The 26,555-nt window shown below is 47.0% G+C and carries 31 protein-coding genes; 19 read left to right on the top strand and 12 right to left on the bottom strand.

Features of this window, described 5'->3' with window-relative positions:
* The first annotated feature begins 149 nt into the window (after nt 1-149).
* Together fahA and maiA are read left to right on the top strand one after the other, a co-directional pair.
* Nucleotides 150-1,478, top strand: a complete 1,329-nt coding sequence (fahA, locus tag GZ78_RS21550; RefSeq protein ID WP_034840814.1) for a fumarylacetoacetase — start codon at nt 150-152, stop codon at nt 1,476-1,478.
* Nucleotides 1,479-1,482: 4 nt separating this feature from the next.
* Entirely contained in the window at nt 1,483-2,112 is a 630-nt protein-coding gene (gene maiA, locus GZ78_RS21555) for a maleylacetoacetate isomerase (protein ID WP_034840816.1), read from the top strand.
* Between the two features lie 27 nt (nt 2,113-2,139).
* Here the strand turns inward: maiA and GZ78_RS21560 are convergent, their stop codons facing one another.
* Nucleotides 2,140-2,517, bottom strand: coding sequence for a VOC family protein (locus GZ78_RS21560; RefSeq protein WP_034841116.1), 378 nt, complete (start codon nt 2,515-2,517; stop codon nt 2,140-2,142).
* Between the two features lie 161 nt (nt 2,518-2,678).
* On the opposite strand from GZ78_RS21560, the gene GZ78_RS21565 reads away from it, so the two are divergent.
* Nucleotides 2,679-3,347 (top strand): nitroreductase family protein, encoded by a 669-nt coding sequence (locus tag GZ78_RS21565; RefSeq protein ID WP_034840817.1) that lies wholly within the window; start codon nt 2,679-2,681, stop codon nt 3,345-3,347.
* A gap of 65 nt (nt 3,348-3,412) precedes the next feature.
* On the opposite strand, the gene GZ78_RS21570 is transcribed toward GZ78_RS21565, so the two are convergent.
* From GZ78_RS21570 to pseB, 6 genes are all read right to left on the bottom strand, one after another.
* Nucleotides 3,413-3,880 (bottom strand): ASCH domain-containing protein, encoded by a 468-nt coding sequence (locus tag GZ78_RS21570; protein WP_034840819.1) that lies wholly within the window; start codon nt 3,878-3,880, stop codon nt 3,413-3,415.
* 35 nt (nt 3,881-3,915) lie between these two features.
* Complete coding sequence (locus GZ78_RS21575; protein WP_034840821.1) at nt 3,916-4,815, bottom strand: DapH/DapD/GlmU-related protein; 900 nt, start codon at nt 4,813-4,815, stop codon at nt 3,916-3,918.
* 315 nt (nt 4,816-5,130) lie between these two features.
* A complete protein-coding gene (locus GZ78_RS21580; protein WP_051786426.1) occupies nt 5,131-6,072 on the bottom strand; it encodes a DUF4124 domain-containing protein in 942 nt (313 codons plus the stop codon).
* A gap of 103 nt (nt 6,073-6,175) precedes the next feature.
* On the bottom strand, nt 6,176-7,150 hold the full coding sequence (locus GZ78_RS21585; RefSeq protein WP_034840824.1) for an alpha/beta hydrolase: 975 nt from the start codon (nt 7,148-7,150) through the stop codon (nt 6,176-6,178).
* A 247-nt stretch (nt 7,151-7,397) separates the two neighbouring features.
* Nucleotides 7,398-8,558 carry a UDP-4-amino-4,6-dideoxy-N-acetyl-beta-L-altrosamine transaminase gene (pseC, locus tag GZ78_RS21590; protein ID WP_034840828.1) on the bottom strand — a complete coding sequence of 387 codons (1,161 nt, stop codon included), beginning with the start codon at nt 8,556-8,558 and terminating at the stop codon, nt 7,398-7,400.
* Complete coding sequence (gene pseB / locus GZ78_RS21595) at nt 8,555-9,562, bottom strand: UDP-N-acetylglucosamine 4,6-dehydratase (inverting) (RefSeq protein WP_034840831.1); 1,008 nt, start codon at nt 9,560-9,562, stop codon at nt 8,555-8,557. The genes pseC and pseB overlap by 4 nt, the downstream gene beginning before the upstream one ends.
* A gap of 217 nt (nt 9,563-9,779) precedes the next feature.
* Between pseB and GZ78_RS21600 the strand changes: the two genes are divergently transcribed.
* From GZ78_RS21600 to GZ78_RS21615, 4 genes are read left to right on the top strand one after another with little or no spacing between them, the layout of a single operon-like run.
* Nucleotides 9,780-10,310: a hypothetical protein gene (locus tag GZ78_RS21600; protein ID WP_034840834.1), complete on the top strand. Its 531-nt coding sequence runs from the start codon at nt 9,780-9,782 to the stop codon at nt 10,308-10,310.
* Nucleotides 10,307-10,774, top strand: a complete 468-nt coding sequence (locus GZ78_RS21605) for a hypothetical protein (RefSeq protein ID WP_034840836.1) — start codon at nt 10,307-10,309, stop codon at nt 10,772-10,774. Before GZ78_RS21600 ends, GZ78_RS21605 begins: the two co-directional genes overlap by 4 nt.
* A complete protein-coding gene (locus GZ78_RS21610) occupies nt 10,771-12,387 on the top strand; it encodes a hypothetical protein (protein ID WP_034840839.1) in 1,617 nt (538 codons plus the stop codon). Before GZ78_RS21605 ends, GZ78_RS21610 begins: the two co-directional genes overlap by 4 nt.
* A gap of 11 nt (nt 12,388-12,398) precedes the next feature.
* Complete coding sequence (locus GZ78_RS21615; protein ID WP_034840841.1) at nt 12,399-12,863, top strand: CesT family type III secretion system chaperone; 465 nt, start codon at nt 12,399-12,401, stop codon at nt 12,861-12,863.
* Between the two features lie 4 nt (nt 12,864-12,867).
* On the opposite strand, the gene GZ78_RS21620 is transcribed toward GZ78_RS21615, so the two are convergent.
* The gene (locus tag GZ78_RS21620) at nt 12,868-13,365 is read right to left on the bottom strand and encodes a peroxiredoxin family protein (protein WP_034840843.1); all 498 of its coding nucleotides are present in this window, start codon (nt 13,363-13,365) and stop codon (nt 12,868-12,870) included.
* Nucleotides 13,366-13,690: 325 nt separating this feature from the next.
* On the opposite strand from GZ78_RS21620, the gene GZ78_RS21625 reads away from it, so the two are divergent.
* Nucleotides 13,691-13,918, top strand: a complete 228-nt coding sequence (locus GZ78_RS21625; RefSeq protein WP_034840844.1) for a hypothetical protein — start codon at nt 13,691-13,693, stop codon at nt 13,916-13,918.
* Nucleotides 13,919-13,954: 36 nt separating this feature from the next.
* Nucleotides 13,955-14,935, top strand: coding sequence for a DUF6976 family protein (locus GZ78_RS21630; protein WP_051786427.1), 981 nt, complete (start codon nt 13,955-13,957; stop codon nt 14,933-14,935).
* 33 nt (nt 14,936-14,968) lie between these two features.
* Here GZ78_RS21630 and GZ78_RS21635 read toward each other — a convergent pair whose 3' ends face one another.
* From GZ78_RS21635 to GZ78_RS21645, 3 genes are all read right to left on the bottom strand, one after another.
* Entirely contained in the window at nt 14,969-15,535 is a 567-nt protein-coding gene (locus GZ78_RS21635) for a hypothetical protein (protein ID WP_034840851.1), read from the bottom strand.
* Between the two features lie 571 nt (nt 15,536-16,106).
* On the bottom strand, nt 16,107-16,664 hold the full coding sequence (gene syd, locus GZ78_RS21640; protein ID WP_034840854.1) for a SecY-interacting protein: 558 nt from the start codon (nt 16,662-16,664) through the stop codon (nt 16,107-16,109).
* Nucleotides 16,665-16,872: 208 nt separating this feature from the next.
* Nucleotides 16,873-17,193 carry a YHS domain-containing (seleno)protein gene (locus GZ78_RS21645; RefSeq protein ID WP_152558877.1) on the bottom strand — a complete coding sequence of 107 codons (321 nt, stop codon included), beginning with the start codon at nt 17,191-17,193 and terminating at the stop codon, nt 16,873-16,875.
* A gap of 185 nt (nt 17,194-17,378) precedes the next feature.
* On the opposite strand from GZ78_RS21645, the gene GZ78_RS21650 reads away from it, so the two are divergent.
* From GZ78_RS21650 to GZ78_RS21660, 3 genes are read left to right on the top strand one after another with little or no spacing between them, the layout of a single operon-like run.
* On the top strand, nt 17,379-19,547 hold the full coding sequence (locus tag GZ78_RS21650) for an efflux RND transporter permease subunit (protein WP_034840858.1): 2,169 nt from the start codon (nt 17,379-17,381) through the stop codon (nt 19,545-19,547).
* A 9-nt stretch (nt 19,548-19,556) separates the two neighbouring features.
* A complete protein-coding gene (locus GZ78_RS21655; protein ID WP_152558878.1) occupies nt 19,557-20,270 on the top strand; it encodes a hypothetical protein in 714 nt (237 codons plus the stop codon).
* The gene (locus GZ78_RS21660; protein ID WP_034840864.1) at nt 20,267-21,337 is read left to right on the top strand and encodes a 3-oxoacyl-[acyl-carrier-protein] synthase III C-terminal domain-containing protein; all 1,071 of its coding nucleotides are present in this window, start codon (nt 20,267-20,269) and stop codon (nt 21,335-21,337) included. Before GZ78_RS21655 ends, GZ78_RS21660 begins: the two co-directional genes overlap by 4 nt.
* Nucleotide 21,338: 1 nt before the next feature.
* On the opposite strand, the gene pspF is transcribed toward GZ78_RS21660, so the two are convergent.
* Nucleotides 21,339-22,415 carry a phage shock protein operon transcriptional activator gene (gene pspF / locus GZ78_RS21665; RefSeq protein WP_034840867.1) on the bottom strand — a complete coding sequence of 359 codons (1,077 nt, stop codon included), beginning with the start codon at nt 22,413-22,415 and terminating at the stop codon, nt 21,339-21,341.
* Nucleotides 22,416-22,652: 237 nt separating this feature from the next.
* Between pspF and GZ78_RS21670 the strand changes: the two genes are divergently transcribed.
* From GZ78_RS21670 to GZ78_RS21700, 7 genes are all read left to right on the top strand, one after another.
* Entirely contained in the window at nt 22,653-22,895 is a 243-nt protein-coding gene (locus GZ78_RS21670; protein WP_034840870.1) for a hypothetical protein, read from the top strand.
* Between the two features lie 28 nt (nt 22,896-22,923).
* Entirely contained in the window at nt 22,924-23,592 is a 669-nt protein-coding gene (locus GZ78_RS21675; protein ID WP_034841121.1) for a PspA/IM30 family protein, read from the top strand.
* Nucleotides 23,593-23,731: 139 nt separating this feature from the next.
* Nucleotides 23,732-23,968, top strand: coding sequence for an envelope stress response membrane protein PspB (gene pspB, locus GZ78_RS21680; RefSeq protein ID WP_051786430.1), 237 nt, complete (start codon nt 23,732-23,734; stop codon nt 23,966-23,968).
* A complete protein-coding gene (locus GZ78_RS21685; protein ID WP_034840873.1) occupies nt 23,965-24,465 on the top strand; it encodes a PspC domain-containing protein in 501 nt (166 codons plus the stop codon). Before pspB ends, GZ78_RS21685 begins: the two co-directional genes overlap by 4 nt.
* A 94-nt stretch (nt 24,466-24,559) precedes the next feature.
* A complete protein-coding gene (locus GZ78_RS21690; protein WP_034840876.1) occupies nt 24,560-24,931 on the top strand; it encodes a DUF3192 domain-containing protein in 372 nt (123 codons plus the stop codon).
* A 226-nt stretch (nt 24,932-25,157) separates the two neighbouring features.
* Nucleotides 25,158-25,550: a VOC family protein gene (locus GZ78_RS21695; protein ID WP_034840878.1), complete on the top strand. Its 393-nt coding sequence runs from the start codon at nt 25,158-25,160 to the stop codon at nt 25,548-25,550.
* Between the two features lie 63 nt (nt 25,551-25,613).
* Entirely contained in the window at nt 25,614-26,273 is a 660-nt protein-coding gene (locus tag GZ78_RS21700; RefSeq protein WP_051786431.1) for an HAD family hydrolase, read from the top strand.
* Nucleotides 26,274-26,555 lie beyond the last annotated feature (282 nt).

Consider the following 26,555-nt stretch of genomic DNA (forward strand, 5'->3'; position numbering starts at 1 on the left):
TTTAACCAGAGTAAAGACTGCGAGAAGCTCGACACTTTATGAAATGCCCGGGTTAGTTCGACAGTCACTAACAAGAATAATCACGAGTACCGGCCTATGATTTTTATTATTGCCGGCTCCCTGTTTTCTCAATGCTTTCAGGATAAACAATGATTTCACTGAACGAGACCCATGACGTTAACCATACCAGCTGGGTCAGCTGCGCCAATCAACCGGACTCCGACTTTCCCATTCAGAACCTGCCTTTTGCTGTTTTCAGGGTAGCTGGCGAGTCTTTCCGATGCGGTGTGGCCATTGGCAACCAGATTCTTGACCTCAAGGCAGCCGCCGCCCACAAGCCTTTTGAAGGCAAAGCAGCCGATGCATTGACAGCCTGTGAGCATGAGAATCTTAACCCTATGATGGAACTGGGTTTTGAATATTGGAGTGCCCTTAGACTAAGTCTTTCCAGAGCACTGAGAACAGGCTCAACGCTGGAAAGTCAATTCAAGCCCTGTCTGGTCCCCATGGCAAAAGCCGAATTTGCCCTGCCCTGCCAGATTCGTGATTACACTGACTTTTATTCTTCTATCTATCACGCTACCGCTGTCGGTTCACTGTTCAGACCCGATAACCCTTTGCTGCCTAACTACAAATGGGTGCCTATTGGTTATCACGGCAGAGCCTCTTCCATTGATGTGTCAGGACAGACTTTTCACCGCCCGGCAGGACAAACCAAAGCACCGGATGCCGATCAACCTTCCTATGGTCCCTGTAAACGGCTCGATTATGAGCTTGAAATGGGGGTGTTCATCGGCCAGGGTAATCCAATGGGCAACCGCATCCCACTGGATCAAACCGATCAACATGTATTCGGCATGTGTCTTCTGAATGACTGGTCTGCACGGGACGTTCAAGCCTGGGAATACCAACCTCTCGGACCGTTTCTGGCCAAGAGCTTTGCCTCCACCATCTCTCCCTGGATAGTGACGCTTGAAGCACTGGCCCCCTACCGAACGGGCTATCTGCGTCCCGCAGAAGATCCGCAACCTCTGCCTTATCTGAGCTCAGAACAAAACAGCACTCTGGGAGCTCTGGATATTCAACTGGAAGTTCTGTTGCAGACACCTGGCATGAAAGGCTCACAGACGCCGGTAGCGCAAAAACAGTGTATGGAAAAGCTGTCTCAATCCAGCTTCAAACATTCGTACTGGACTATAGGACAGATGGTGGCTCATCACGCCAGTAACGGCTGTAACCTGCAATCTGGCGATCTGCTGGGCACGGGCACACAGTCAGGTCCAAAACCTGAAGAAGCCGGTTCATTGCTGGAGTTGACCAAGGGTGGAAAGCAACCTCTGACCCTGACTAATGGTGAACAGAGAACCTTCCTGCAAGATGGCGATACTGTTGTCATGAGAGGCTGGTGCGAAAAAGAAGGTGCCGCAAGAATTGGTTTTGGAGACGTGTCGGCCACCATTCTGCCAGCAAAGGGATAACTCTATGAAGCTATATAGCTACTTCAGGTCTTCTGCAGCTTATCGGGTCAGGATCGCCCTGAACCTGAAAAGACTGGATCACGAACTGGTGCCGGTTAACCTGTTGAAGTCAGAACAGACCGGGAATGACTACAAACGTATTCAACCTCAGGGCCTGGTACCGGCACTGGAAGTCGACAATGGCAGACTGATTCAATCCATGGCGATGCTGGAATGGTTGGAAGAAACCTGCCCCGAACCTGCGATTATTCCAGGTGATGCCTGGCAGAAAGCCCAGATTCGCAGTTTGGCGAATATCATCAGCTGCGATATACACCCTCTGAACAATCTGAGAGTTCTGAAATATCTTAAATCAGAGTTTGAGGTGAGTGACGAGCAAAAGACCGAATGGTATCAGCACTGGATCAAAACCGGGTTTGATGCCTTTGAGCAGCAGCTGGGTGATGATCTTTTCTGCATCGGCGACACTCCAACCCTGGCCGACATCTGTCTGATACCCCAGGTCTATAACGCCTTGAGATTCAATGTGCCGTTAACGGAGTACCCAAAAATCCGGAGAATCCACCAGCACTGCAATGAACTCAAGGCCTTTATTGATGCCAGTCCTGAGCAACAACCTGACAGCACCTTGTAAGACTGAGTATTGATTGAGCCAGCTGGCTCAATCAATTTCGTAATCCCGGGTCAGAATTTCCAGAACATGTCCGTCCGGATCGTGGAAATAGACGCCGGAGCCACCATCCCTGTGGTTGATCTGGCCATCATCAAGATGGCCAGGACCACTTCCATAAGCAAGACCTTCCGACTTCACCCTTTCAAAGATTTCTGAAAACTGCCCATCACTGACCTTGAAGGCATAATGGTTATGACTGAACCCGGTGCTTTCATCAAAATCCAGCGTCAGACTAGAGTTGACCCTGACCAGGGCAAAGTGTCCCCAAACTTTCAGAAACTGGAAACCAAAAATGCGCTCATAGAATCGGGCAGAAAAGACCTTATCCGAACAGGGCACAATGGTGTGATTCAGTGTGATTTCCACGTTGTTCTCCTGCCAGATGCTCTTGAAACATAGGACAAATTCAGGCTGTTTTCTAATGTCTTGGATCAATACCTGTCACGGATATATCCATCGTTTCAAACATTGTCAGAAGGGAAAAATCCGTTAAGATGACCCGATAATAAAAGCAAAGGCTGTACACCATGAAAGACCCTGACTTCATTCCTCTCGAAGGTTTTATCGATTATTCAGAACCGGAAATGCGGGAACGTTCGAGTACCTTTCTGAATAACATCAAGCGACGCCGGACAGTCCGCGACTTCAGCTCAGAGCCCATTCCTAATGAAGTCATACAAAACTGTATTCTGGCCGCAGGCAGTGCGCCCAGTGGCGCCAACATGCAGCCCTGGCATTTTGTTGCGGTTAAAAGCTCAGAAATTAAACAGCAGATTCGCGAAGGTGCCGAAATTGAAGAGCGGGAATTTTACACCCGCAGGGCTTCAGAAGAGTGGCTGGATGCCCTTTCTCACCTGGGTACAGATGAGCATAAACCTTTTCTGGAAACCGCTCCCTGGCTAATTGTGGTCTTTGCCCAGAAACACACAGTAGACCCCGATGGCAGCAAACGGAAGCATTATTATATGTCTGAGTCTGTGGGTATCGCCTGTGGCATGCTGATTACTGCCTTGCATAATGCCGGGCTGGCCACCTTGACCCACACACCCAGCCCCATGAAGTTTCTGAACGAAATTCTGGATCGTCCAGTCCACGAAAAACCCTACATGATTATTGTTGCTGGAAAACCGGCGGAAGGGGTTTGTGTACCCAATATCAGCAAAAAGAGTCTGGATGAAATCTCGACCATCCTGTGACTTCACCCCGTAATCAGTCTTAAGATAGAGGCCACAGTGCCTCTATTACTTTAAGTGACAGGCAGTCACTCGCTGTAGACCAACCGAAAGTGTTCCAGAACCAGCTCACACTCTTCTGAGAAAGGAATGCCCAACTCTTCACACTCCCTGGAAAAGAACTCTCGGTGCGCTTCCCGCCACCACTTGAGTGAAAGGTCACCCTCACCCTCTGCTGTAGCAAATGTTTCAGTGACTTCGGAGAAACGGCACTCTGTAATTTCTGTAAACTCAACAATGCAAGAAGGATTACCAAGCCAATCTGTGACTACCAGCAAATCTCCCGACTCAGGCGCCTGCTCCATCCCCTGTTCATACCAGAGCTTCATGCCACATGTCGCTTTTTTCTTTCCCTGTCTAACCAACTCAGCACAAAGATTGGCATTATTTTCATCAGCGCAAAAATAGTCTGCGCTGAATGTTGTGTAGTGAACTCTCTCCTGCTCTGACAAACTATCGAGATAACGATCAAGATAAGCTCTCTGGATCTTGTTCAAAGAAGACTCCTTACCTTCCCCTGAAGAACAGGCTATCAGTCATTGCTGTGCAGAGATTCATTAAGGCCACCCCAACGGGTTGAATCAGTCGTCAGAACTTCTACAACACCTGTCTGGCTATTCCGTCTAAACAGCAGATTGGGCTTTCCAGACAACTCTCGAGCAGAGACAACCTGCCCATCAGGCAACTTCACTTTGGTGCCTGCCGTCACATAAAGTCCAGCTTCAACAATACTGTCATCCCCCAGAGAAATACCAATACCGGCATTAGCTCCAAGCAAGGCATTACGCCCTATTTGATTGATCTGCTTCCCGCCGCCAGACAAGGTACCCATGATGGATGAACCTGCACCAATATCAGAATGTTCTCCCACCACAACGCCGGGCGTAACCCTGCCTTCTACCATGGAAGGACCCAGTGTGCCCGCATTAAAGTTAACAAATCCCTCGTGCATGACAGTGGTACCTGAGGCAAGGTGTGCCCCCAGCCTTACCCTGTCAGCATCAGCAATTCGAACTCCGACAGGCACCACATAGTCACTCATGCGAGGAAACTTATCGATTGAGCTCACCTGAAGATGATGATGTTCCTGACTCACCAGTGACCTGAGACGATTCACCTGTTCAGGAAAGACCGGACCGGCTGATGTCCAGGCAACATTAGGCAGAGCACCAAAAACCCCTTCCAGATTAATCTGATTCGGTTGCACACTCCGTTCAGAAAGCAGATGCAGGCGAAGATAAGCATCCTCAGCTGATGTCGGGCCAGACTCTACCGTATCAACTTCAAGTTCAAAGGACTCACCTTGAACCACACCGTATTTTTCTGCCAGACAAGATCGCGATATTTCCTGACTCTCTAACGGAAACCAGGCATCCAGAGTTTTACCGGACTCAACATCAATATAACGATGACCCTTACGTTTTATGATCATGTTTTCCCTACTGTCTATCGGGATAAGAAAGAAGCCAAATTTAACTCAAGCAGCGGCTCGTCAGCATAGTCCTTTCCGATGACCTTAAAGCCCAGAGTGCAATAATGATGAATAAATCGCCCCCCCGATCCAGGTCAAAAAATGTTGTCGCCTACTCGCAGATAGGAACCCCTCGGTAACAGTCTGGAAATACTTTCCTTCTTTGACCAAGCCCCGTTCGGGCTGAGCCTGTCGAAGCCCAGCCCCCCTTCGACAGGCTCAGGGTGAACGGAGCTAATGGTTAAATTGGGGATTTTTTAGAGAAAATTCTTAATATCACAACGCGATAGAATCAGATTGTTTTCTATTGACCCACAGACTCCACTTGCTTTCCAGCATGCCAGTACCGCCAAAGTATTCATCGTCAACCAGATAGAAGGCGATGGTTTTATCGCCTCTCTTATAGTTGTGCATCAATCGGCTGATAAAGTTGAGTCCGGTATCCGTGGACAGCAGCATTCTTGTTAATTCGCCTGCCTGTGTCTGCATGACATAGCCAGAACGGATATTCTTTTTCCGCCATTCCTTACTGGTTAGCGATAAAAACTCTTTTACCGGTAAAAGTTTTGATTCTCTTTTGTGCTTTTTCATGTGGTTATAGTTGATGAGATGAGGGCCAATAGAAAAGCCACCTTTTTCAAACCCTATGGTTTCCATATTCTCAGCAATGCCCTCATTCAGCCAGGACGGCACGAAAGGGGTCAGAGTATCCGTAATAGCATGGCTCACTTCATGCTTGATCGTAGAAAAAGAACGTTCCCGGTACTTTTGCTGGTAAATAACAATTTCATTGAACTTCGGTAAATAGATTCCCAGAGTGTTATGTGAATTATCCTTGGACTGTCTGGAGATCCCTTTGTGATTTCTGATGTACTCAACGTAAGCCTGCTTGTCTCCAAAAGCTTTTATAGAGACAGGCACTGTTTTGTAGATATCAAAATACAATTTTTTGTCGAAGAACTCATAGACTGCAACAACATCCCTGCGAATTCGTTCTCGTTCACTCTCAGTGAGATCAAAACCTTCATCAATGATCTTTATCTCTGTCTTTTTCCACTGAGAGACTGGTGCTTCCAGTTGTACTTCTTCAGCATCGGTACTTTTGGCATAGCTGCTAAAGTGTTTGACCCCTTTTTCATCCACCCAGCTGTAAATTTTGGCATGGCTAGAGAAGGAAATGATCAATAAATAGACAACAAAAACAAATCTGATAGACATAGCACTTACCCAACAGCGACCCCGAGAACACCAGCGATCAAGGCTACCTTGATTGAAAAGGAGTCACCGAGAATATCAAGCACCAGAGCACGCATTCTTATCATTATTCTTGAGCCAGAACATGGCGCCTGTTAAGCCATTCCAGCAAATGCACACTTTCGTTATCTCCAATCACCATCATACTGGGATGATTTCGGTCTTTGACTTCAATCACTTTGACCCGGCTCGAATCCATATGGTCAAAATGGCTGTACGGAGAGATTTCATCGGATGACGAAACAAAAACAAGAACTGGGATGCTTAACGACTCAATAACAGGCTCCAGATGAGTTTCCTCAAGTGTCACATTAGCCTTTTGCAGGGCCATAATCGCGCCTTCTTTGACCCTCTCTTTTGGCAGCAGCCAGGTTAAACCAGGGTATTTTACCGAGAAAAAACGGATTGCAGCCTGATCCAATGGAAGCATAGGAGCCTGAATAATAACGCCTTCAACATCTTTTCGAAGCTTTGCCGTATAGACGGCTGCAGCAGCCCCCATTGAATTCCCCAGGAGATACAACGGTTTGTCTTGTTTATAGACAGAACTGATCAGTTCATTGATGACCTTGCTGTCACCCACTCCATACTGTTTACCTCCTGTAGACTCTCCATGTCCGGCCAAGTCCGGTACCAGTACATCAAACCCCAGAAACCTGAAATAAAGCGCAGAAGTCAGCATATACTCCTTGGAAACCCGATATCCATGGAGCAAGACCACCTGACCTGAATAGTTTCTATCAAGGGAATGCTTTTCAAGATCCAGTTCAACAGCACTGGTTCTACCGCCCGACTTTAACTCAACGTTGTAGCGTAACTTATTTTTATCGAAGGGCTTGCCATAAAAATAGCTGATACAGAGTTCACTCTGGCGCTCAGAACAGAATCGATGTTTTTCAAACTCAGGAAGATCCTGCTTCGCCTCTGAGGCAAGATCACTGTAGGGAATACTGCCAGCTTCGCCAATGTAGGTTGCAACAATAGACGAGCAGCCGGCCAGCAATGAGCAGACAAGAATCAGCGCAAATTTATAACTATTCATCCATGAATCAATCAGGTTGTCAGTGAATTACCCAGTAAGTGCAGTCAGCCTCAGCGTTTTCAAACATCCTTATCTTCAGCCCGGACTGCCTTTATTGATTTTATTTTTCGGGGCTATTCTGCCACGCCACTGCTGGCAATAAAAGACTATGGATAAGTATTAGTTCACACAACCGAATAGTCCCTGCCCTGTTTTTGGACTTTCAAAGTAGTAGGGAAAGAATAGAGAAAGGAAAACTGACACTTTATCAGCTCAGGATTTTGGCGAGTGTTTTTATGACGGTGTCTTGCTGCAGTTCTGTCATGGCAGGAAAAAGAGGTAGAGTCATTGCTTCCTGATAATAGGCTTCAGCCTCTGGTAAAGCAAAATCCTGAAAACCAGACTGTCGATAATAGGGCTGCTGATAGACAGGGATATAGTGTAGATTCACACCCACCCCCATATCTCTCATTTGTTCAAACACTTCTTTATGGCTGAGAGACAGCTCCTCTAACTTCAAGCGAATCACATAAAGATGCCAGACAGAAGAACATGCGTTTGCAACTTTCGGCACTTTCAAGGGTACATCAGATAACAACTTTGTATAGCGAGCTGCAAGTTGTCGTCGGGTCTCAATAAATGTACCCAGGCGTTTTAGCTGACTCACCCCAAGAGCAGCCTGAAGATCGGTCATGCGATAATTAAATCCAAGATCCAGCTGCTGATAATACCAACCGCCATCCGGTTCTCGATCCATTTTTTCCGGATCTCTCGTGATACCATGGCTTCTTAATAGCTCAATTCTGTCAGCCACTTCTCTGGATTGGGTCAGTACTGCCCCTCCTTCCCCGGTAGTCACGATTTTTACCGGATGAAAACTAAAGACAACAGCATCACTGTATTCACAACATCCGACAGGATGACCTTGATAGCTTGCACCAATGGCATGAGCAGCATCCTCAAGAACTTTAAAACCATATTGTTGCGCCAGCTTATGAATAGACGACATATCACAAGACTGCCCACACATATGGACAGGGATAACCAGCTTAGGTAATGGCAGCCCATTTTTGGAATGATGAGAAAGCTTTTCAGCCAGTCGCTTGGGACAGAGATTAAACGTTTCAGGGTCAATATCGACAAAATCGACCTGAGCACCGCAGTATCGAATGCAATTGGCTGAAGCTACAAACGTAACAGGACTCGTCCAGGCCGTATCACCAGGGCCAAGGCCCAGAGCTTTGCAGGCAAGATGGAGCGCAGAGGTTGCCGAGTTCACCACATTCACATGAGGAACATTACAAACGGTGGCAAGTGCCTTTTCAAAAGCAGGTACTGAATTTCCCTGGGTTATATAATCAGACTGCAACACATCAACGACAGCACTGACATCAGCATCATTGATAGATTGCTGTCCATAGGGAATCAAATTTCTACACCTGCCATCATGTTAAAGTCCGCAACCTCTTGAACACTTAAAAAGTGTTTATTAGTGCCCGAGTTATATTCATAACCCTGTTCAACAGGTACTCCCTTTTCACCCATTGCATTCAGAGTAAAATCATTACTGGCTTTATGGAAAGTAATAGTAGGTGAAATAACAAAATGATCATCAAATTCAATGGTTAAATGAGAATCGTCTGCCGGACACATAATCTCATTGAGTTTTTCTCCGGGACGAATACCCGTTATTTTCAACTCACAGCCAGGTGCCATGGCCGAAGCCAGATCAATAATTCTAATGGAAGGAATTTTGGGTACAAAAATTTCTCCCCCCTGCATCCTTGAAAAATTTCTCAGTACAAAATCTACACCTTGTTGGAGCGTAATCCAGAAGCGGGTCATTCGCTGATCAGTAATGGGCAAAAAATCACTGCCCTCATCAAGTAGCTTTTTGAAGTAAGGAGCAACTGAGCCTCTGGACCCCACTACATTGCCGTAACGAACCACAGAAAAACGGGTTTTCTGAGCACCTGCCATATTGTTGGCAGCGACAAACAGTTTGTCTGAAGCCAGTTTGGTCGCGCCATACAGATTAATCGGGTTGGCCGCTTTATCAGTCGAGAGCGCAATCACTTTCTCAACATTATTAGCCAGTGCCGCTTTGATGACATTCTCTGCCCCATGAATATTGGTCTTGATGCATTCCATAGGGTTGTATTCAGCCGCAGGAACCTGTTTGAGGGCAGCCGCGTGAATCACATAATCAATGCCATTCATAGCCTGCATCAGACGGTCACAATCTCGGATATCACCAATAAAGTAGCGCATGCAACTGCCATTAAAACGCTGCTGCATTTCATACTGCTTTTGCTCATCCCGACAATAAATGACGATTCTGCCGGGCTTGTAACGAGCCAGCAGAGTCTCCACATACTTTTTCCCAAATGAGCCAGAACCACCGGTGATTAAAACGGATTTGTTATCAAACATACTCGTTCCTGGCTGGAAAAAAGCCACCAGCAGTTGTGAATTTCCCTATTCTGCAGGCAAACTGTCGGTTAAATGCAAACCTGCCCTTGTTCATTGATACCAGTGTCCTTACAGGGGTGCAAGCGATCTGACCTGTAAATCTTAACTATGACTTGATGATTGTCTCATTTTATAGAAAAGTAGAGTGACAAGGATGACGCATATGAGCTGACGGTTAATGACTCCACACAGCAAGCTCTTGCAAAAACAGGCCATGCACTTCAGGAAGACATTCAATGATCTGGGCCTGAAGTTTACTGTGATCAGTAAGAATCCGGGTAATATTGTTCTTAAAACCTCACTGTCCACCCCTTACCATCAGAGACGGATCACCTATATTGTCCTGAATGATGGTCTTGCCCGGGACAGTTCCAGTCATATTTCAATGACCACTGTTCTGGAGCGCCCTCTGGTTCAGATCCAGGAACTGGCTCCTCTGGCTTCATTCCTGCACCAGTTGTCCATGACCTTGCCTCAGCTTTCTCTTCAACTTGACCTGCAATCCCGCAATATTCTTATCCGCGAGAGTTTCATCTGCGCCAGGGATATTCTGCCTGATGCTCTTGAATATCTGGATGCCGTGGACTTGGTTTTGCTACAGCTTGATGAACCTCTGCGCCGTCTGGAGCGCGGAGGCATCTCGCTTTCAAACGCCAGGCGTATGGCAGATTATGTTTCCGAAAACTGTTATGAGGAGATGTTGTCATGAACCAGCCCGTTCTCAAAACCATCGCCATGCACTTGCATGTTCAAGGACTCTCTCCCAGCCTGCCTAATGAGCAGGAATCCATACTGACCTTCAACCTGTCTCAAAACCTGTTGTCCGAGCTGGTACTGAATCAGACGGATAAAAAACATTTATCGTTATCAATGCTGACGATCATTGATACTGAGTCCAGTGAAGACCTGGAAATCTTTGCTTTAGCTCTGGCTCCCAGAGTTTCTCCCTTGAAGCTAGCCACGCTCAATCAGCAACTTTGCTTACAGCTGAACTTCCATTGCACACAGAAGACCCTTAGATCCAGTCTCAACGAAGCCATTGTTATGATGCGCCATATGTCAGGTGCCATCTTCACCGGTGCACTGGAGCTACAGCGGAAGGAAAAAGATCTGATGGCTGTATTAGAGCAGACCATTGCACAACTGGCTCAGCCCAGGCTGGCCACCCAATGAATATTAATGGCAGACCAACAACACCAGTCAACAGACACTCTGTTCAAAACGTCGCTGCCGCTCATCGAGAGCTGACTTCTAATGTTCGCCGCTCCAGCCTGATTGGCGGCGTCAGCCCTCAGGGTAGTCAAAACCTGTCACTTTCCGACCCGCCCAGCAGAGTTTTCAACCTCTCGAAAAACATTGTATTTGGCAACAACCAGATTCATTTTGAAAAAGGCAGCAATCTCTCCGACAAAGCGACAGTAGCCGCTGGCCAGGCAAGACATCTGATTGGTAAAGCGTCCTCTCTTACCTTGCTGGGCATGAAGATATCCAAATATCAGAAGACTGCAGAGAGCACCTATAAAATCCCTAACGAAGGATTCAGTCGTTCCTTTACCGCTTTTAGCGCCATCAATATCGCGGCCCAGGGATTAATGTTTATCAAATCGGCCGGTGAAACAGTCTACAACGCGGTGCGTGACATCGGGGCCCACAGCAGCAGAAAAGAGTCCCAGGCGTTACTGGAAGATTACGACCCGGAAAAGCGATCTTTCAAAAGCGGTGCAAACCATCAAGAGCGACATGAACGACTGCAAACACTGGTTGGAAAGAAAGGCTCAGACCTGTCCAGAAGCAAGGGCCAGGTTGTTCTGGACCGTCTGACGCAAGTAGCCGGACTGTCAGAACAGGCAACCGATACCACTCACTCGGCCATGTTACTGGCAGAAAGTTCCAGCAAGATTGCAGCACGAGCGGTGCCGGGACTTGGCATAGCACTGAGCGCTATCAATACCGTTTACTCCGCTATTCGCACAGGCTCTCAGGTCAGCGCCCTGAATAACCTGGCCAAAGCCAAATCTGCCACTCAGGACCCTTTGTTAAAAGCTCTGGCTGACCACATAAAACAGGAACGAACGTTTACGGCAAGAAAACATCTGGTCAACACGACGGTCAATCTGGCCATGACTGGAGTTGGCATTGGTCTGACAGCATCCGGAGTCGGGGCTCCCGCCGCATTTATCGGTGCGGGTGTAGCAGCAGGTGCTGTTTCTATTGGCAGCACAGCTCTGACAGCATGGCATGGCCGCAAGCTGGCAAAGGCCAGAGAAAAATCAGACCTTCTGATGCAGTCAGGCCGTTCTATGGAATCCATGGCCAAAGAAAATATTGGCGTCGCTGAAAAAGCATTTCTGAGCAGACTACGATCCGGAGATGGCGAAGAATTGAAAGAAGCGGTTGTGTTTCTCAGACGTTTTGGACTGACCGAAAACACCATCAAAAAGTTGCAGCTGGCCCCGGAACAGACAGCTCTGAAAACCCTGAAAAAAGTCCTTTATCAGGACAAGGTGAAGTACAAGGGGCTGCAGTTAAAACAGACAGCAAAAACACTGGCTCATGTGGTCGGCCTTACAGCACTGGCCAAGCGCATCAAATCAGGCACGCTGTGGCTGATGGCCAAACTTAAGCCCCAAGGACAGACCTCAGTCGTGCAATCTCCCGGAAGTTCTCTCGCTGATCCTCCTGTGAACCAGCCAGACTCCCGGAGAAAACGGGCATACGCCTTTATGGATAGATCTCAACCTTACCCTAGCCTGTCGGAGTACCAGCGACAGAGAATGACCGTATAAGGATGGATAGGATGACTGGAATAGAATTGTTGCAAAACTGGATGAAGCAAGTCGGCATAGGAAAAGAAGCTCTGGACGACTCCGGACGTGTCTGCGCCTTTGTTTTTGACAACGAGCTGCCCGTTTCCGTTGAAGCCCCGGCTTATTGCGATGATGTCTTTATTATTATTGAACTGACTGAAATTGGCCGGGGTGAAATACGACGCAAACGAATCGAAACCGCCATGAAACTCAATGCCTATGCTTTGGAAACCCGGGGAGGCGTACTGGGATGGGATTCTGTAGGCGAAAGACTGGTTCTGTCCTATCGCGCGACCACAGAGTTGCTGACGGAGCAGCTACTGGACAACATGGTATCCAACCTGCTTGAAGTCGCCGAACAACTGAAACCGGTTCTTGCCATGGAAAAAGAAAAAGCCGTTCAGGAGAAACTGGCCAACGACTTCGATCACATGTTTAAGCCGATCTCTCCCTGAAGACTCAAAGCCGCGCCAAAAGCGTGTCAGCATCGGTGTAACAGAAATGACCCGGATCTTCTCTCAGGAAGTCAGTAATCACGCCATTATCTACGACCATGGCAAATCGGTCTGAACGCACCCCCATCCCTCGGCCAGACAAATCCAGGGTGACATCCATCAAGGAGACCAGTTCAGCCGAACCGTCACTGAGCATACGCATCTTGTCACGGCACCGCATCTCCTCAGACCAGGCCCACATCACAAAAGGATCGTTGACCGAAATACACCACAATTCATCAATACCCTGCTTGACGAATTCATCATAAGCCCGGATATAGCCGGGAACATGATTACTTGAGCAGATCGGAGTAAAAGCACCAATAATACCAATGGCCAGCACCTTTTTTTTATGTGCCAGATCGGGCAAGCGCCATATTTTCGGCCCCTCTGGGTGGGAGCCGTCATCAATGTACTCGTAGATATCTATATCTGGAAGATGGTCACCAACCTGAATACTCATGAGTCCCTTCTCATAAATGATCCTGTTACTTAAAACCTAATTTAAAAATACCGAAGAATAAAGTTCAGCGTCGTTTCAGAGCAATAACAGCCCGACGATCATTAATCGCCAAGTAGGCCAATTGTTCAGATTCAGGGTATTTCTTGGCCTGATAAAGATTTTTCTTCATAATGCATTGTATTCAACCAATAGTGGCATGAGTTCAGGCCGTTCACATTGAAATAGTTCAGCCATCCATCAGAATGCATTGCTCGCGTGTAAAGTCGCCTCTGCACTCGTCGAAACCCTGAATAACATTTCAAGTGTATTTCACGGATGGGAAGCTATGTCAGACGCCATACCACCAAGAGACCGCCCGGAGTGGGCCGCCATGGCTCAGGGACAAATCAAAATGGACAAGTATGTTCTTCAGCTGCAGGTTGACCGGGTCACCCGCAATATGGAATCGGGCTCCATGACACTGGATGAAGCCACCGAATATCTCTACCAGTACTTTCTCAAATACCCCAAGGGCTTTCGCAGCGATCTGACCACCATTTTCAAACAGTGGTAACCCGGACGGAACCGAATTACGGATAAAGGAATGACCATGAAAAAAATTCAATCTGTTGAAGCCGTCTCAAAACTGATCAAAGAGGGGAAAGTGCTTTCCCTGGCCGGAGACGAACGAGTACTGTCCCAGCTGCCCGAAGGCCACTGGATTGCAGGAACCACGCCCTATTTTATGAGTGAAGATGAGGGCCTTTTCCAGCAGGAGGCTATCTATGTTGATGTGCTTTCTGATTATGTAAAAGGCCATACCATTAAACAGTATGACGCCAGCAACCTGCACCAGATCACTAAAGATCGCTATGAGAACGGGTTTACTATCCTGGTGATCCCGGCCTTCTCTCAGGTACATTCAGATTACGCACTGAAAGCACCAGACTTTGAAGGCCTCTACGATGCTCCGGTACTGGGCTGGGTCAGTGGTAAAGACCTGAACTCTGAAGATCAGCCAAAGATCTACAACGGAACCAATGGCAGCTCATCTTCAGACCAGGCTGTCGCTCTGCACCTTGAACTACCCGAAGGACAGATGGCTGATCTGGAAATCTTCAACATACATAAGCCCAACCCTGACAGTCCATTGATTGAATTCGATGACAACAGCTTTGAGGTAACAGACTGTAAGGTGGACGGCCAACCCATGAACTTCACCCAGTTCATTCAAGACCGTAAGTTGGATATCCAGTCTCCCATTATTTGTGACTATGCAGGCGCCAGTATCAATGTCTGCATTCAAAATATTGATGAAGACTCAGGAAAGGTTCAGTTCTATGCGCCGGTTTTCAAGGGCAGAAAGTATCGACTGGCTATTCCGCTGGATGACTACGCCCAGGAGTTTACATCGAACCTGCCCGTGGCCAAAAGTGACGTGGTGTTTTCCTGCAACTGTGTGCTGAACTTTTTATACGGTGAGCTGGAAGGCAAAAAAGCCGGTTTTCCCGGCCCTATCACTTTTGGAGAAATTGGTTATCTATTGCTGAACCAGACCATGACCTACCTGAATATCACGGATATGGAATAACAATAAAGGGCTGAATATCAGCCCTTTATTCATTTACCAGGTCCAGGACAGATCCATCTGATACACCAGATCCTTTTCAAAAGAGTGGACGGGCTCAATTTCTTTAAAACTGAAGCGCGCCGAAGGCAAGGAAGACTCTTCCGGCTTCTGGCTCCAAAGCATTTCCAGAGGCCCTGGTTGCTTACTGGCTTCTTCTGCAGAGCTCAGTCGCTTTTGTACAGCCGATAAACCAGAAAAAGTGGTCAGATAATCAAAGACATTGCGAGCCTGCCCTACGAGGTTTCTTGCGGCAGGCGCCAAAAAGCCAAAACTGTATTCAAAAGATGAATTGTCAGAAGACAGGCCATTCACGTCCGGAGTCTGGCTGCCTGCCTGTCTGAGAGAGAACGTGACATTTTCCAGTTGAGTCCACCCCATCAAAGGCTGAACATCTAACCGGTATTCAAAGGCTTGACCGTAGACACCCGGGGGGGAGTCAGCCTGTGTCGGGTCATAATCGGAGTACCGGTTCTCAAAAGCCAGAGCCAGTCCCGGCAACATACAAAGTGTGAGCAATAGTGCAAATGGGTTAAACATAGTTTCAGTATTACTGGCTTTCATGCCAGCTATCAATCAGCCTGTTGATTTTGTTATTCCCATGAACCTGCTCTCCCTGATCTCAGCTGGAAACATTCCCGTTTCACTCATGGTGGCTACCGTAAACGACCATCAAATAAATTAACTGCCAGAATCCATCTTGAGTATTCTGAGCACAATAAACTTTATTATACGACCAGATACAATTATTAACAGTAGTTTACGGTTATTTTACAGGACTGGACCCACCCTGTTGCAAGACCTGATTCTGATCAAATAATGAATCCTAGGAGGCTGACCGAGAATAGACAGCCCGGCCTAAAATCCAGAAAGAACGGCCATCTTTTCCACTGAATTTGCTTAAATAGGTCAACTATTCGCACAAATTCAGTGAAAAAGCTGACTCGTTCTACTGAATTTTATGCTCGGACGCTATTCTCGGTCAGCCTCCTAGAAGTTCATCACACACTCTTCGAACACACTTCAAATTCAGCCACACTGCCAGTGAAATATCGTGATTCACAGTGGTCTATGCAGGCTCTATGGATATCTTAAAAAGCGAATGCAAGGACAGATGTGAACCAGTCCCGACTGATTACACGACAGGCTCAAGTGTGTTAAGAAACTCAGCCATATTGCTCGCCACTTTGCGATGAGGTTTCTTGCCGACTTTTTCAGCCCAGATTTCTCCGGTTTCATTATTCAGAGTGAGATTGATGTCCTCCATATCTGTAACGGCAAAAAACAAAGTGACAGGCTGACGCAGTTTCCGCTTCATCCAGATATGCCCCAACAGGTTTTCCTGTAACCGTTCAAAATCCTTTGAACTCCAGGCAAACAACAACTCCAACTCCCCTTCTCCGGTTCTGGCAGGCAAGTTCGCAGAGTAAAAACTTCCGTAATAGGCTTTGATATCCGGATGAAGCTCCAACTCCAGCGCAGACTCAATGTTGTCAAAGTCTAACCGGGGCTCACAAACCACGGGTTGCCAGCTCACCTCTGCCAAATCAGCCACTTCCTGCTGTTCACAGGGAGACGGCCAGTCACTGTCATGCTCAATAACAGGCAGTGACTGATGCTTAATCTCATAACAACGCCTGAATTTTTCATGAAAATCATTCAAGGCATCTTTGACTGCCTGATGGTTGGGCATGCGGGGGTCCTGAGTGAACAATCAAAACGGAAGAGTGAGTATAACGCCCTCGGCCAGCCTACTGTTGTACTTTTACCTTTCCTTGCTTTTCTTGCCAGTTCTGGTCGCCATCCTGAATATACTTCTCAACCTGATCGAGCCATCGTTCCCTGACGCTAAATCAGATACAGACGATTATCTTTGACAGTGAACGCTTTGGGATCACTCTTTACCACCAGATTATTGGCCATCGCATAAGCGCAACCCCCCCATAACGGGGAATGTACTGTTGCGGATTCTCAAGAAACTGATCGAGATTTTCCTGACGGCTGAAATACCAGGTTACGCCCTGATATTCTGCAGCCATCCCTGAAACTCCGGGCACTGCTCTGGATTCGTTGAAATAGGCCACAGCATCATACCCCTCCAGAGCCACCCCCTTTTTCTGGTAAACCGGCTGGCCATTCAATGACACACACCCCGCCAATAGAAGAACAAGACCGAGTATTGTGAAAAGTCCGATTCGTTTCTTCACTGAACGCTTCCCCATTTCCCTGAACTCCTTAAATTTCATTGAAACGAAGATTGATTGAATCCAGAACCTTTCATTCGTCGTAGAGTCATGTAATAAACAATGAAAAGCATTTCGTTGAATAATAATGATTCGGGACATGAAATACTGGACGCACTGCTCATTCAGTATCAAACCGTCCCCACAAAAGGATTGATGGTGAGGTGAGAGTTAATGATCAACCTATTATTGTCAGAGCAATCGTATTACTGATTGTTATGAGCCTTTTCCTGTTTGCCATAGCCGGCATAACGGACTTGAAAGGTAATGCCAGCTACAGGGCCTATTTTTCCGAACAGGACGACAGGGTTAAGCAGCTGGATGACATTAGTAAAACCTTCAACCTGTATGAACCGCTGGTTATCATCATCACCGCTCCGGAAGGTAATACACTGGATGACAGCCCGGGTATACTGCCAGCCGCGCGCTCACTGCAGGAGGCTCTGGAGTCTCTTCCTTCTGTAAAGTACAGCACCAGTTTTGAAGCTTATATCGTTGACCCCGAAGATGAGTTTGCTTCCCCGATTGAAAGCCAGACGCCTTTTCAAGCAACCGTTGCATCGTTATTAGTCAGCCAAGACCGACGGTCGGGCCTAATCGTTCTGGACGTTTCTCTGGATTCACCGGGAGACGCCAAAGAAATCCTGTTATTCAATCAACAGGTAAACGATCTGGTTGATCAACACCTGAACCGCCCCCTGGGAACCCACAGTCTTTTAAGTGGTGCCTTGGCACTGAACACCGCTTATATCGATGTGGTAAAGCATGACGTCAAACTGTTTGCCCCCGGATTAATTGCATTAATGATGATGGTACTGATTGCCATCTTCCGTCGTATCTCCATTGCTCTGCTATTGATTGCCACCGGTACCCTCTCCGTACTGACAGCCTTTGGCATACTGGGTTATTTTCAGGTCAGCCTGACGGCTATTAATGCCTTTGTTCCCATTATCATTATTGCTCTGGCCATTGTTACCGCCATGCACAACGTCCTGGGTATGTACCAGCACATTGCCTCAGGAGAGCCTGTTACAAGAGCCGTTGAGAAAAGCTATCAGGAAAACCTGACACCCCTGTCTTTAAGTTGTTTGACCACCGCAGCCGGTTTTTTATTCCTGCTAACCAGCCCTTCCCCACCCATTCAAATTGTGGGCATCAGCGTTGCCCTTGGCATCGTACTTTCTTACCTGCTCACCCTGACATGGATGAGATTTATCCTGCCCCTGTTAACCATAAGCAAAGAGGAAGCAAGCAGGGTTCTGGACAGAATTTCACCGGTTCGACTGAAAACAATTTGCTCAAGGCATTATCGCAAGCTCATCACCTCAAGCCTTCTTTTACTGATTCTTTCCAGTGCAGCACTGACTCAGTTAAGAATTGACGACAATGTCTTTCATTATTTCCCCGAACAGCATCCTTTTCGCTCCAGCCTCGGCCTGCTGGATCAACAATTTTCCGGCGCCACCACCCTCAATTATGTGATCACACTGTCTGAACAGGACACAAAAAGGTTCGATCAAATCAAAGCGCTGCAACGGTTCACCCAATGGTTAAGAGAAAGAACCGATGTTCATCAGATTCTGATGCCGCCAGAACATTTACTGGAACCAGGCGCCCTGAAAAAAGCCCAACCATTCGTCAACTTCAGCTCTACCGGGCTGGAACGATTAATCACAGCAGATGGCAGAAAAATCAGACTCGAGCTTCATCTCAATTCATTGAGCGCCAGAGAACTAATGACATTCGACTGGCAGACTCGACAGTGGCTTGAGCTCCACGCTCCGTCACTGCCCATTAAGGGCGGTACCAGTGCAGAGATGATGTTCGCCCAACTCAGTCATCAGAACGCCCTGAACATGTTCTCTTCGCTTCTGATCGCCTTGTTACTTATCACGCTATTGATTGGAGCCCTGCTTCGCTCATGGACAGCCATGGCCCTGGCTCTGTTCAGCAATTTCTTTCCGGTATTACTGGTTTACGGCTTCTGGTCAGCCACAGGCGGCCCCATTTCCCTGGGCTGCGCTGTAGTTATAGGCATGATCATGGGTGTTATCGTCGACGACACATTACATGTATTGATCAAGTATCAACGCCGAAGAAAAGTCGCAGGTGCAGACAACGCTTTGAACATTGTCTGGCAAAGCGTGATGCCGGCAGTCTGGGTCAGCAGTTTGATATTAATGGTAGCCCTGACGGTTGGACTGCTATCGGACTTCAGACCCATTGCTGAATTAAGTTTTCTGAGCATTGCCACTCTGCTGGCAGCATTACTGACAGACCTGATTGTGTTACCTGCCCTGTTGGGCAGAGACATAATCAAAAGCCGAGTCTAGGAGTACAGCATGAAAAAGGAATTAAGCTGCTTTGCCATCCCCTCATCAGCCCATAAACCGCACCAGTTGCATCCGCTACAGGAATGGATGACCCATGAAGATGAAGTTAAGGCAGAGCTGAATGAAGAACAAAAATCAGCACTGGCGCGATTGACCCCTTTACTCTTGTGCGGTGAACAGTCCGCCATGCTGGTTTTCCATAACGAATGCCAGAGACTGAATTTCAATCAAACTTCCAGCTTACAGGCATTACAGCAGATAGAGGCCGACGAGTTTATTCATGAACAGGCCTTGCAGCGCCTCCAGCAATGGCTGCCAACCCCGAAAGACATCCGCCATATTAAACGCCAGAGCCAGATCTTTTATGCCCGTTTGCATAAGCACAGCAAAACCATCAAAGAACACTTCATGCTGATCAGTCAGCTGGATGCCTGCGTGTGCGTAATTATGTCGGCTATGGCACAGGCCATGCGTCATCAACCTGAGATGCAAAGCCTGTTTAAGTTGATACTTGAGGATGAAGCCCGCCATGTTTATATCTCAAGGGTTCACGCCAGGTCACTCAATAGCCATGAGTCTGACAACAATCGTCATTCCGACCTTCACAATCAACTGATTGAACTATTGAGTACAGAAAAACAAGCCTTCAACGCTTTGAATGTTAATACCAGCCTTCTGTTTAAACGTATTGAAGAGCTAGCCCTGAAGAGGAAAAGAGCATGACAGCCTGTTTTGCCAAAGGCCGACTAAAATTACTGGGCAGTGGCTCAAGTCTTCCTGGAAAGTCCATAGACAATTCAACGCTGATATCACATTTATCCCGAGCATGTGGCGAAAGAACGGCTCGTAAAGCACATGCTCTGGCCAGACAACTGGGCATAAAATCCCGACATTTAAGCAGACGACTGGATCAGGCTATTTCGCAACCACAAGTCTCGGCCACCGACCTGGCAGTACAATCCATTCAACAGGCCATTCAACAGGCAAAAAGAGAAGCCGACCTGAATGAGGCAGGGTTTCTCGTCACTCATACTGCAACCCCTCACAGCTTACTCCCCTCCGGTGCAGCCTGGATAGCCGACGAACTCAGACTGCCCTGCCCTTACATGGAACTGCGCCAGGCCTGCACCGGGTTTGCCAATGCCCTGCAAATAGCCCAATCCATGCTGGGACAGAACCATGAACTGAAACCAATGATCCTGACCGGCACCGAAGTTGGTTCGGTTTTTTTCGACATCGACTCTGAATTTGTTGATATCAATCAGCTGGTCAATTTTGTACAGATGGGGGATGGCTCAGGCAGTGTGATTGTGAGTCAGGATGACAGCAGTTCGGAACAGATTATCAGTCATTGCTTTACCGGACATATTGGATTGGGTCAGGAGCCTGGCTTTCAATTAGAAGGTGCCAGCTCATCCAATCCGACATGCCCTCATGGTCTACCGGCATTTCTGCATAACCCTCAGGCGGTCAGACAGTTGGGCCCGCAGCTGTTCATTAAAGGGATTGAAGCGGTCGTCAGTCAGGGATTTGAACTTGAGCACTTTGCCTACATTCTGCCCCATCAGGCAAATGGCCATATTGACCGACAACTGTCTGATTATCTGGGTATCGAAAAAGGGCGTATTGTAAATGACGCAAAACAATTAGGTAATCTGGGGTCGGCCGCCATCTGGACCAGTTTTGACCGTCTGAGAAAAAGTGGCAAACTTAAAAGAGGCGACCAGGTTCTGATACTGGGAGCAGAATCCACCAAGTACATGTACGGCGGGTTTGTTTATACCCACTGAATCAATCGCTCAACACTTCAGGGTACTTGCGCACCAGGGTTCTCAGCTGATCATAGCTGAGGCCCAGTTTTTCGGCTGCTTTACGTTGATGAAACTGACTGCTACTCAGTGCACGCGACAGTAAAAGCTGCTCAACATCTGTCTGCAAAGATTTCAGGCTGACAACTTCTCCCTGTTCCAGCTGATTGAGATGCGCCTCTACCAAACCACTCTTTATTCGTTGGATAGCCACTTCCGAGGTGGGAAGCTCTCTGTTTTCTGCCTTTACCGCCCTGCTCGAAAGACTGGTCAGCCAGGGAGACTGAAAAGGGTCAAGAATAATACGTGTAACAGGCTCTCCGGGCTCGGTATGACAGACACTCCGTTCCACTGCATTTTTCAACTCACGAATGTTACCGGGCCAGTCATAATCCATGAGCGTTTCCAGGGACTGTTCTGTGAAGCCGGCAAACCGGCTCTCTTCCAGTTCATCACCCAATTCCTGAACCATACGAAAAGCAAAATAATGAGCCAATTCTATAATATCGTCTCTTCTGACTCGAAGCGGCGGTACCGCTATGACATCAAAAGCCAATCGATCCAACAAATCTTTCCGGAACTCCCCTTTCTCAGCCAACTCTGGCAGATTCTCATTGGTGGCTGCCACCACTCGGACATCCACCTTGACACTCTGGGAACTGCCCAGACGATAGAACTCACCGTATTCAATCACTCGCAGCAGTTTATCCTGAAGTCTTGAACCCATTGTCGCTAACTCATCAAGAAACAGAGTTCCACCATCAGCCGCTTCGAAAAGGCCCGTACGTCTTTGTCGGGCACCGGTAAAAGCACCCGCTTCATGGCCAAACAACTCGGAATCCAGTAAATCATCACTAAAAGCTGCACAGTTCAACTTGATCAGATTTTGCTGCCAACGGGGGGACAAATAATGCAGTCGGCTGGCGATTTCTTCCTTACCGGTTCCCCGCTCGCCAATCACCAGAATAGGCCTCTGGTGTCGTGCATAGCGAGAGACAGATTCCATCATTTCCAGAAAGGCTGCTGAGGCGCCAATCATTCCTTTCCTATGGCTGGGCATGATTTTTATTATTCCTTGAAAGCCTGTTTGCAGCAGCGATACAACCACCACTTTTTGGTTTATAAAACCATACTCTGGCCATCACAACCAGACAGCTTTTAAGACCAAAGTCAGAGAAAAATTTTTTTATCTTTTAAATCAATCAGTTAAAAGACTTTTAAAAGTTGGCACGTTCTATGAGTTCTATATCAATCAATGCATCAGCCAATACATCGAACTCATACAGGGAAGACAACCATGAAAGCTTATATCCAATCTGTTATTGTCGCACTGACTCTGGCCATTTCCCCCGCTTACGGAGAATGCGCCCAGTTACCAGAACTCAATATCGAAGAGCTGGTGCAGGAAGCCATGAATCAAATTGCCGAGGAAATAAAAAGTGAAATTCCCGGAGAAGTCGCCAAACTCCAGCAACAGCTGATAGAAACACTGAAACTGGACAGCAAGGCGAACGAGCAGTCAACGGATACCGCTGAATAACAACAAACAAAAAATGAAGGAAGCACCTATGAGCATCTTTTCACGCTTAAGCGATATTTTAAACGCCAACATCACCTCGCTTCTGGACCGGGCCGAAGATCCGGAAAAAATGGCCAGACTGATGCTTCAGGAAATGGAAGAAACCCTGGTAGAAGTTCGCACAGATGCTGCACGCCTCATAGCCCAGAAGAAAGACGCAGAAAGGCAGGTCGCTCGCTACCAGGAATCTCTGACCGACTGGACAGATAAAGCAACTCTGGCCATTCAGCATGAGAGAGAAGACCTGGCCCGCCAGGCACTGGGCGAAAAACAGAAAATCATGGGGTATGTTCAAGAGAAAAAGACTGTACTGGATGAGCTGGAAGAACAGCTGAACAAACATGACGCGGACATCACCCGACTGCAAACAGCCATGAAGGATGCTCGCAAGCGTCTGGAATCCATCAGAGTTCGCCAACAAGTGGCCTCTAACAGGGTAAAAATGCGGGGACAGACCCGCGAAGAAACCCGCCTCCGCCAGGAAGCTCGTTTCGAACAAATGGAAAGAGGGATAGACGAACTCGACAGCCAGCTTGATGCTCAGGGACTGGGCAAAGCCAGCCTTCAAGATGAGTTTGCGGCTCTGGAAGCGAACAGTGCTATTGAAAAAGAACTGGAAGCATTAAAAAGCCAGATGAAAACAGAAAAGTCAGAATAAATTATGGCAATGTCAGGGCGTTTTTCATTACCCTGTACAGATCAAGATAATAAACAGCCACGGCTTACTAATTATGACAGTCGCACCAGGTCCGGCACAGTAACCCCTCTGGCATACAATAAGGAAAAAAGGACACATTATGGAGGCCATGCTGGAAGGGCTGATCCCACTGAGCGCTATTCTGACAATTTTCCTGTTTTTGCCCTGGCTGCTATTTCACTATGTTTCAAGAATCAGACAGTCGAAGCAGCTTGATGAAGAGTCACAGGAATTATTTGAGTCAGCCATCCACCGAGTAGAAAGTATGGAAGAGCGCATTCACACTCTGGAGCGCATTCTGGATGCGGAAGTCCCTGACTGGAGATCACGGGCATGAGAGCACTGAAAAAACTGTTCAAGCCTGCAGACTGTGGGCAGGCCGAACCTGCCATCATGGGAGTGTGCAGCTATATCGCCAACCGGTTTGGGCTCGATGTACTCCCGGTAAGAATCGCAGTAGTTGCTCTGGCTTACTTGACGTCCGTATCCAAAATAATGGTGCCTTATATCATAATGGGGGTTGTCCTCAGTCTCACCCAGGACGACAGGGGTAAACCCGGTAGAAAAAAATCTAAAAAGAAGAAAGCAGGCATTGATACACCTGAGGACACAGCAAAAGCAAATAACCGTTCAAATCGTTATCAACATCATGCAGAGCCGGAAGATAGCAGACCCCACCCTGCCCGGTTGTCACGGCCATCGGTCAAACAACTGGATAGAAGTCTGAAACGACTGGATACAAGACTGTCCAGACTGGAAGAGTGTGTGACCTCAAACCAATTCAGAATGGCCAAAGAGTTTCGCGACCTGGGCAAAAAAACGACTTCGGCTTAACCCGCACAAGGCATCCTGATTGATCACGGTTGTTAAAGTGACTGGATTCCTTTATCTGAAAAAGCTTAAACAACGAAACAAAAAAGGAATAACAATGAAAAAGCACTTGTTTCTGATCGCTCTGACTTTACCTGTAACCATCGCACTGAGTGGCTGCTCTATTAATATTGGTGGCAGCAAGTCCAAAGGGCCTGAATACAACCAACAGCATGAAACAGACAAACTTCAACGAGAGAAAGTTTCACGTTTAAACGAAGGTGAAAGCATTGAAGCCGTCCGCAACAATATGGGCATACCGGACTTTACTGAGTCCTACAGTAAAAAAGATAAAAAAATCAAAGTTCTGTTCTATCGGACTCAGCGAATAAAAGCCGACGGCATGACCACAAAAGATGAGTGCACACCGCTGATTTTTGTTAACAACCAACTGGATAGCTGGGGCAGTCATGCCCTGTCAGAGATTTAATGCCCCCGCCCTGAACAAATCGAGGGTTTCATGATCTTGAAGCAAGGATCACTGCCTGTACTTTTTTCAGATAGACGTTGTCGCAGCCTGGCGTCAATCTGAAAAAGTGCAGAAAACACCTAACCTTTCCTACCTTCTCTCATAAAAGACTGGCAGAATGCCGTGGTGAGCTCAGAAATACAAATCAACTGTTGTCTATACTGCCATTAACTTCATAAGGAATAAAATGAAACAGATAACCAGAATTAATCATGTTGGCTTAAGAGTCAGAGATATGGATGTTTCTCGAGCCTTCTACGAAAAACTGGGATTCGAATTCATTGCTGGCCCAGTAGGCCCTGAGCCTGTTGCAATCGTTGAGCACCCATCTGGCATCAATATCAACCTTATTCTCAATGCTTCCTCTGAAGCTCCCGAGACGAATATCTTGATGGAGGAAACCGTTAAGTATCCAGGCTACACCCATATCGCTTTAGAGATAACAGATTACCCTTCTGCTATCAGTGACATCAATAATCTGGGGATCAAGATAACCGGTCAGGTTGAATATGAAGGTGCCCGTTTTTTCTTCATCAGAGACCCGGATGGCAATGTCATAGAGTTCCACCAGCCGGCATAAGATGCTCACCCCATTCAGCACCTGACAGCGTTCTTACCAGCAAAGCTATATAGAGCCTATTGAGTGAACATTATTTTTGATCTTGACGATACATTACACGATAAGAAAGCAACGCTGAACAACTATGCCGATTACCTTCTCAATGACAGACTTAGCAGATTCGAACTTTGCCAACACACATTCAAGCATGAATTTGTGACTCAAAATACGATTATTCAGCCTAAATCTCAGGTATTTAGTACTATGGCATCGAGGTTTGGTTTTTCAGCACAATTGAGAGACGATTTGCTTAAAGAGTTTGACAGTTCGCTTCACGAGTTCTCTGTTGCTTTCGATGGTGCACTGGATTCACTGGAGCGTTTAAAAAATAATGGATCCTCAATAGGTTGCATCACTAATGGTCGAGATTTTTTCCAGCGTAACAAGATTAGGGCTTTAGGCCTTGAACATTTTTTCGACTTTGTTCTGACCTCAGGGGGCGTTGGGATCAAAAAGCCTGATCTCAAAATATTTAGAATGGGACTGGAAAAATTCACACAATGTAGTCATTCAGTTTACTTTTGTGGAGACAGTCTATTGGCGGATATCAGACCAGCAAAAGAGCTGGGAATGGTAACAATCTGGAAAGCAAACACATCCGAGAAATCTAATTTTGTCGACTACCTGTTTGATAACTTCAACGAGTTTGATGCAATCTCGCAAAAAATATTCAGTACCAAATAATTTTTCCCATACAGTTTGAACAGATAACAAGAATCGAACCCATGAAAGCTTATAATGACCTGACAGCCATCCATTCAAACCAGGATAGCAATCAAGCAGGTCAAAGCCTCAATATAAGACTAAATCTTTTCTTTGAAAAAATAGAACTGCCATGACACTTCTACATTAATCAACGATCTGTTTGTGAGTTTTTATTTAATGGTCTAGTGTTGGAGCGTACTTTTATCATCGTTTTAATTACCAAAAAAATATGACACCTCACAGAATTTCATGTTTCTTCTT

It is taken from the genome of Endozoicomonas numazuensis (genome assembly GCF_000722635.1).
GTDB classification, from domain to species: domain Bacteria; phylum Pseudomonadota; class Gammaproteobacteria; order Pseudomonadales; family Endozoicomonadaceae; genus Endozoicomonas_A; species Endozoicomonas_A numazuensis.

Bases quoted from the DNA above. Each gene is read 5' to 3' on its own strand.
- fahA (WP_034840814.1), top strand. From the start codon at position 150: ATGATTTCACTGAACGAGACCCATGACGTTAACCATACCAGCTGGGTC.
- maiA (WP_034840816.1), top strand. From the start codon at position 1,483: ATGAAGCTATATAGCTACTTCAGGTCTTCTGCAGCTTATCGGGTCAGG.
- GZ78_RS21565 (WP_034840817.1), top strand. From the start codon at position 2,679: ATGAAAGACCCTGACTTCATTCCTCTCGAAGGTTTTATCGATTATTCA.
- GZ78_RS21575 (WP_034840821.1), bottom strand. From the start codon at position 4,815: ATGATCATAAAACGTAAGGGTCATCGTTATATTGATGTTGAGTCCGGT.
- GZ78_RS21580 (WP_051786426.1), bottom strand. From the start codon at position 6,072: ATGTCTATCAGATTTGTTTTTGTTGTCTATTTATTGATCATTTCCTTC.
- GZ78_RS21585 (WP_034840824.1), bottom strand. From the start codon at position 7,150: ATGAATAGTTATAAATTTGCGCTGATTCTTGTCTGCTCATTGCTGGCC.
- pseB (WP_034840831.1), bottom strand. From the start codon at position 9,562: ATGTTTGATAACAAATCCGTTTTAATCACCGGTGGTTCTGGCTCATTT.
- GZ78_RS21600 (WP_034840834.1), top strand. From the start codon at position 9,780: ATGACTCCACACAGCAAGCTCTTGCAAAAACAGGCCATGCACTTCAGG.
- GZ78_RS21605 (WP_034840836.1), top strand. From the start codon at position 10,307: ATGAACCAGCCCGTTCTCAAAACCATCGCCATGCACTTGCATGTTCAA.
- GZ78_RS21610 (WP_034840839.1), top strand. From the start codon at position 10,771: ATGAATATTAATGGCAGACCAACAACACCAGTCAACAGACACTCTGTT.
- GZ78_RS21615 (WP_034840841.1), top strand. From the start codon at position 12,399: ATGACTGGAATAGAATTGTTGCAAAACTGGATGAAGCAAGTCGGCATA.
- GZ78_RS21620 (WP_034840843.1), bottom strand. From the start codon at position 13,365: ATGAGTATTCAGGTTGGTGACCATCTTCCAGATATAGATATCTACGAG.
- GZ78_RS21625 (WP_034840844.1), top strand. From the start codon at position 13,691: ATGTCAGACGCCATACCACCAAGAGACCGCCCGGAGTGGGCCGCCATG.
- GZ78_RS21630 (WP_051786427.1), top strand. From the start codon at position 13,955: ATGAAAAAAATTCAATCTGTTGAAGCCGTCTCAAAACTGATCAAAGAG.
- GZ78_RS21635 (WP_034840851.1), bottom strand. From the start codon at position 15,535: ATGAAAGCCAGTAATACTGAAACTATGTTTAACCCATTTGCACTATTG.
- syd (WP_034840854.1), bottom strand. From the start codon at position 16,664: ATGCCCAACCATCAGGCAGTCAAAGATGCCTTGAATGATTTTCATGAA.
- GZ78_RS21645 (WP_152558877.1), bottom strand. From the start codon at position 17,193: ATGGGGAAGCGTTCAGTGAAGAAACGAATCGGACTTTTCACAATACTC.
- GZ78_RS21655 (WP_152558878.1), top strand. From the start codon at position 19,557: ATGAAAAAGGAATTAAGCTGCTTTGCCATCCCCTCATCAGCCCATAAA.
- GZ78_RS21660 (WP_034840864.1), top strand. From the start codon at position 20,267: ATGACAGCCTGTTTTGCCAAAGGCCGACTAAAATTACTGGGCAGTGGC.
- pspF (WP_034840867.1), bottom strand. From the start codon at position 22,415: ATGCCCAGCCATAGGAAAGGAATGATTGGCGCCTCAGCAGCCTTTCTG.
- GZ78_RS21670 (WP_034840870.1), top strand. From the start codon at position 22,653: ATGAAAGCTTATATCCAATCTGTTATTGTCGCACTGACTCTGGCCATT.
- GZ78_RS21675 (WP_034841121.1), top strand. From the start codon at position 22,924: ATGAGCATCTTTTCACGCTTAAGCGATATTTTAAACGCCAACATCACC.
- pspB (WP_051786430.1), top strand. From the start codon at position 23,732: ATGGAGGCCATGCTGGAAGGGCTGATCCCACTGAGCGCTATTCTGACA.
- GZ78_RS21685 (WP_034840873.1), top strand. From the start codon at position 23,965: ATGAGAGCACTGAAAAAACTGTTCAAGCCTGCAGACTGTGGGCAGGCC.
- GZ78_RS21690 (WP_034840876.1), top strand. From the start codon at position 24,560: ATGAAAAAGCACTTGTTTCTGATCGCTCTGACTTTACCTGTAACCATC.
- GZ78_RS21695 (WP_034840878.1), top strand. From the start codon at position 25,158: ATGAAACAGATAACCAGAATTAATCATGTTGGCTTAAGAGTCAGAGAT.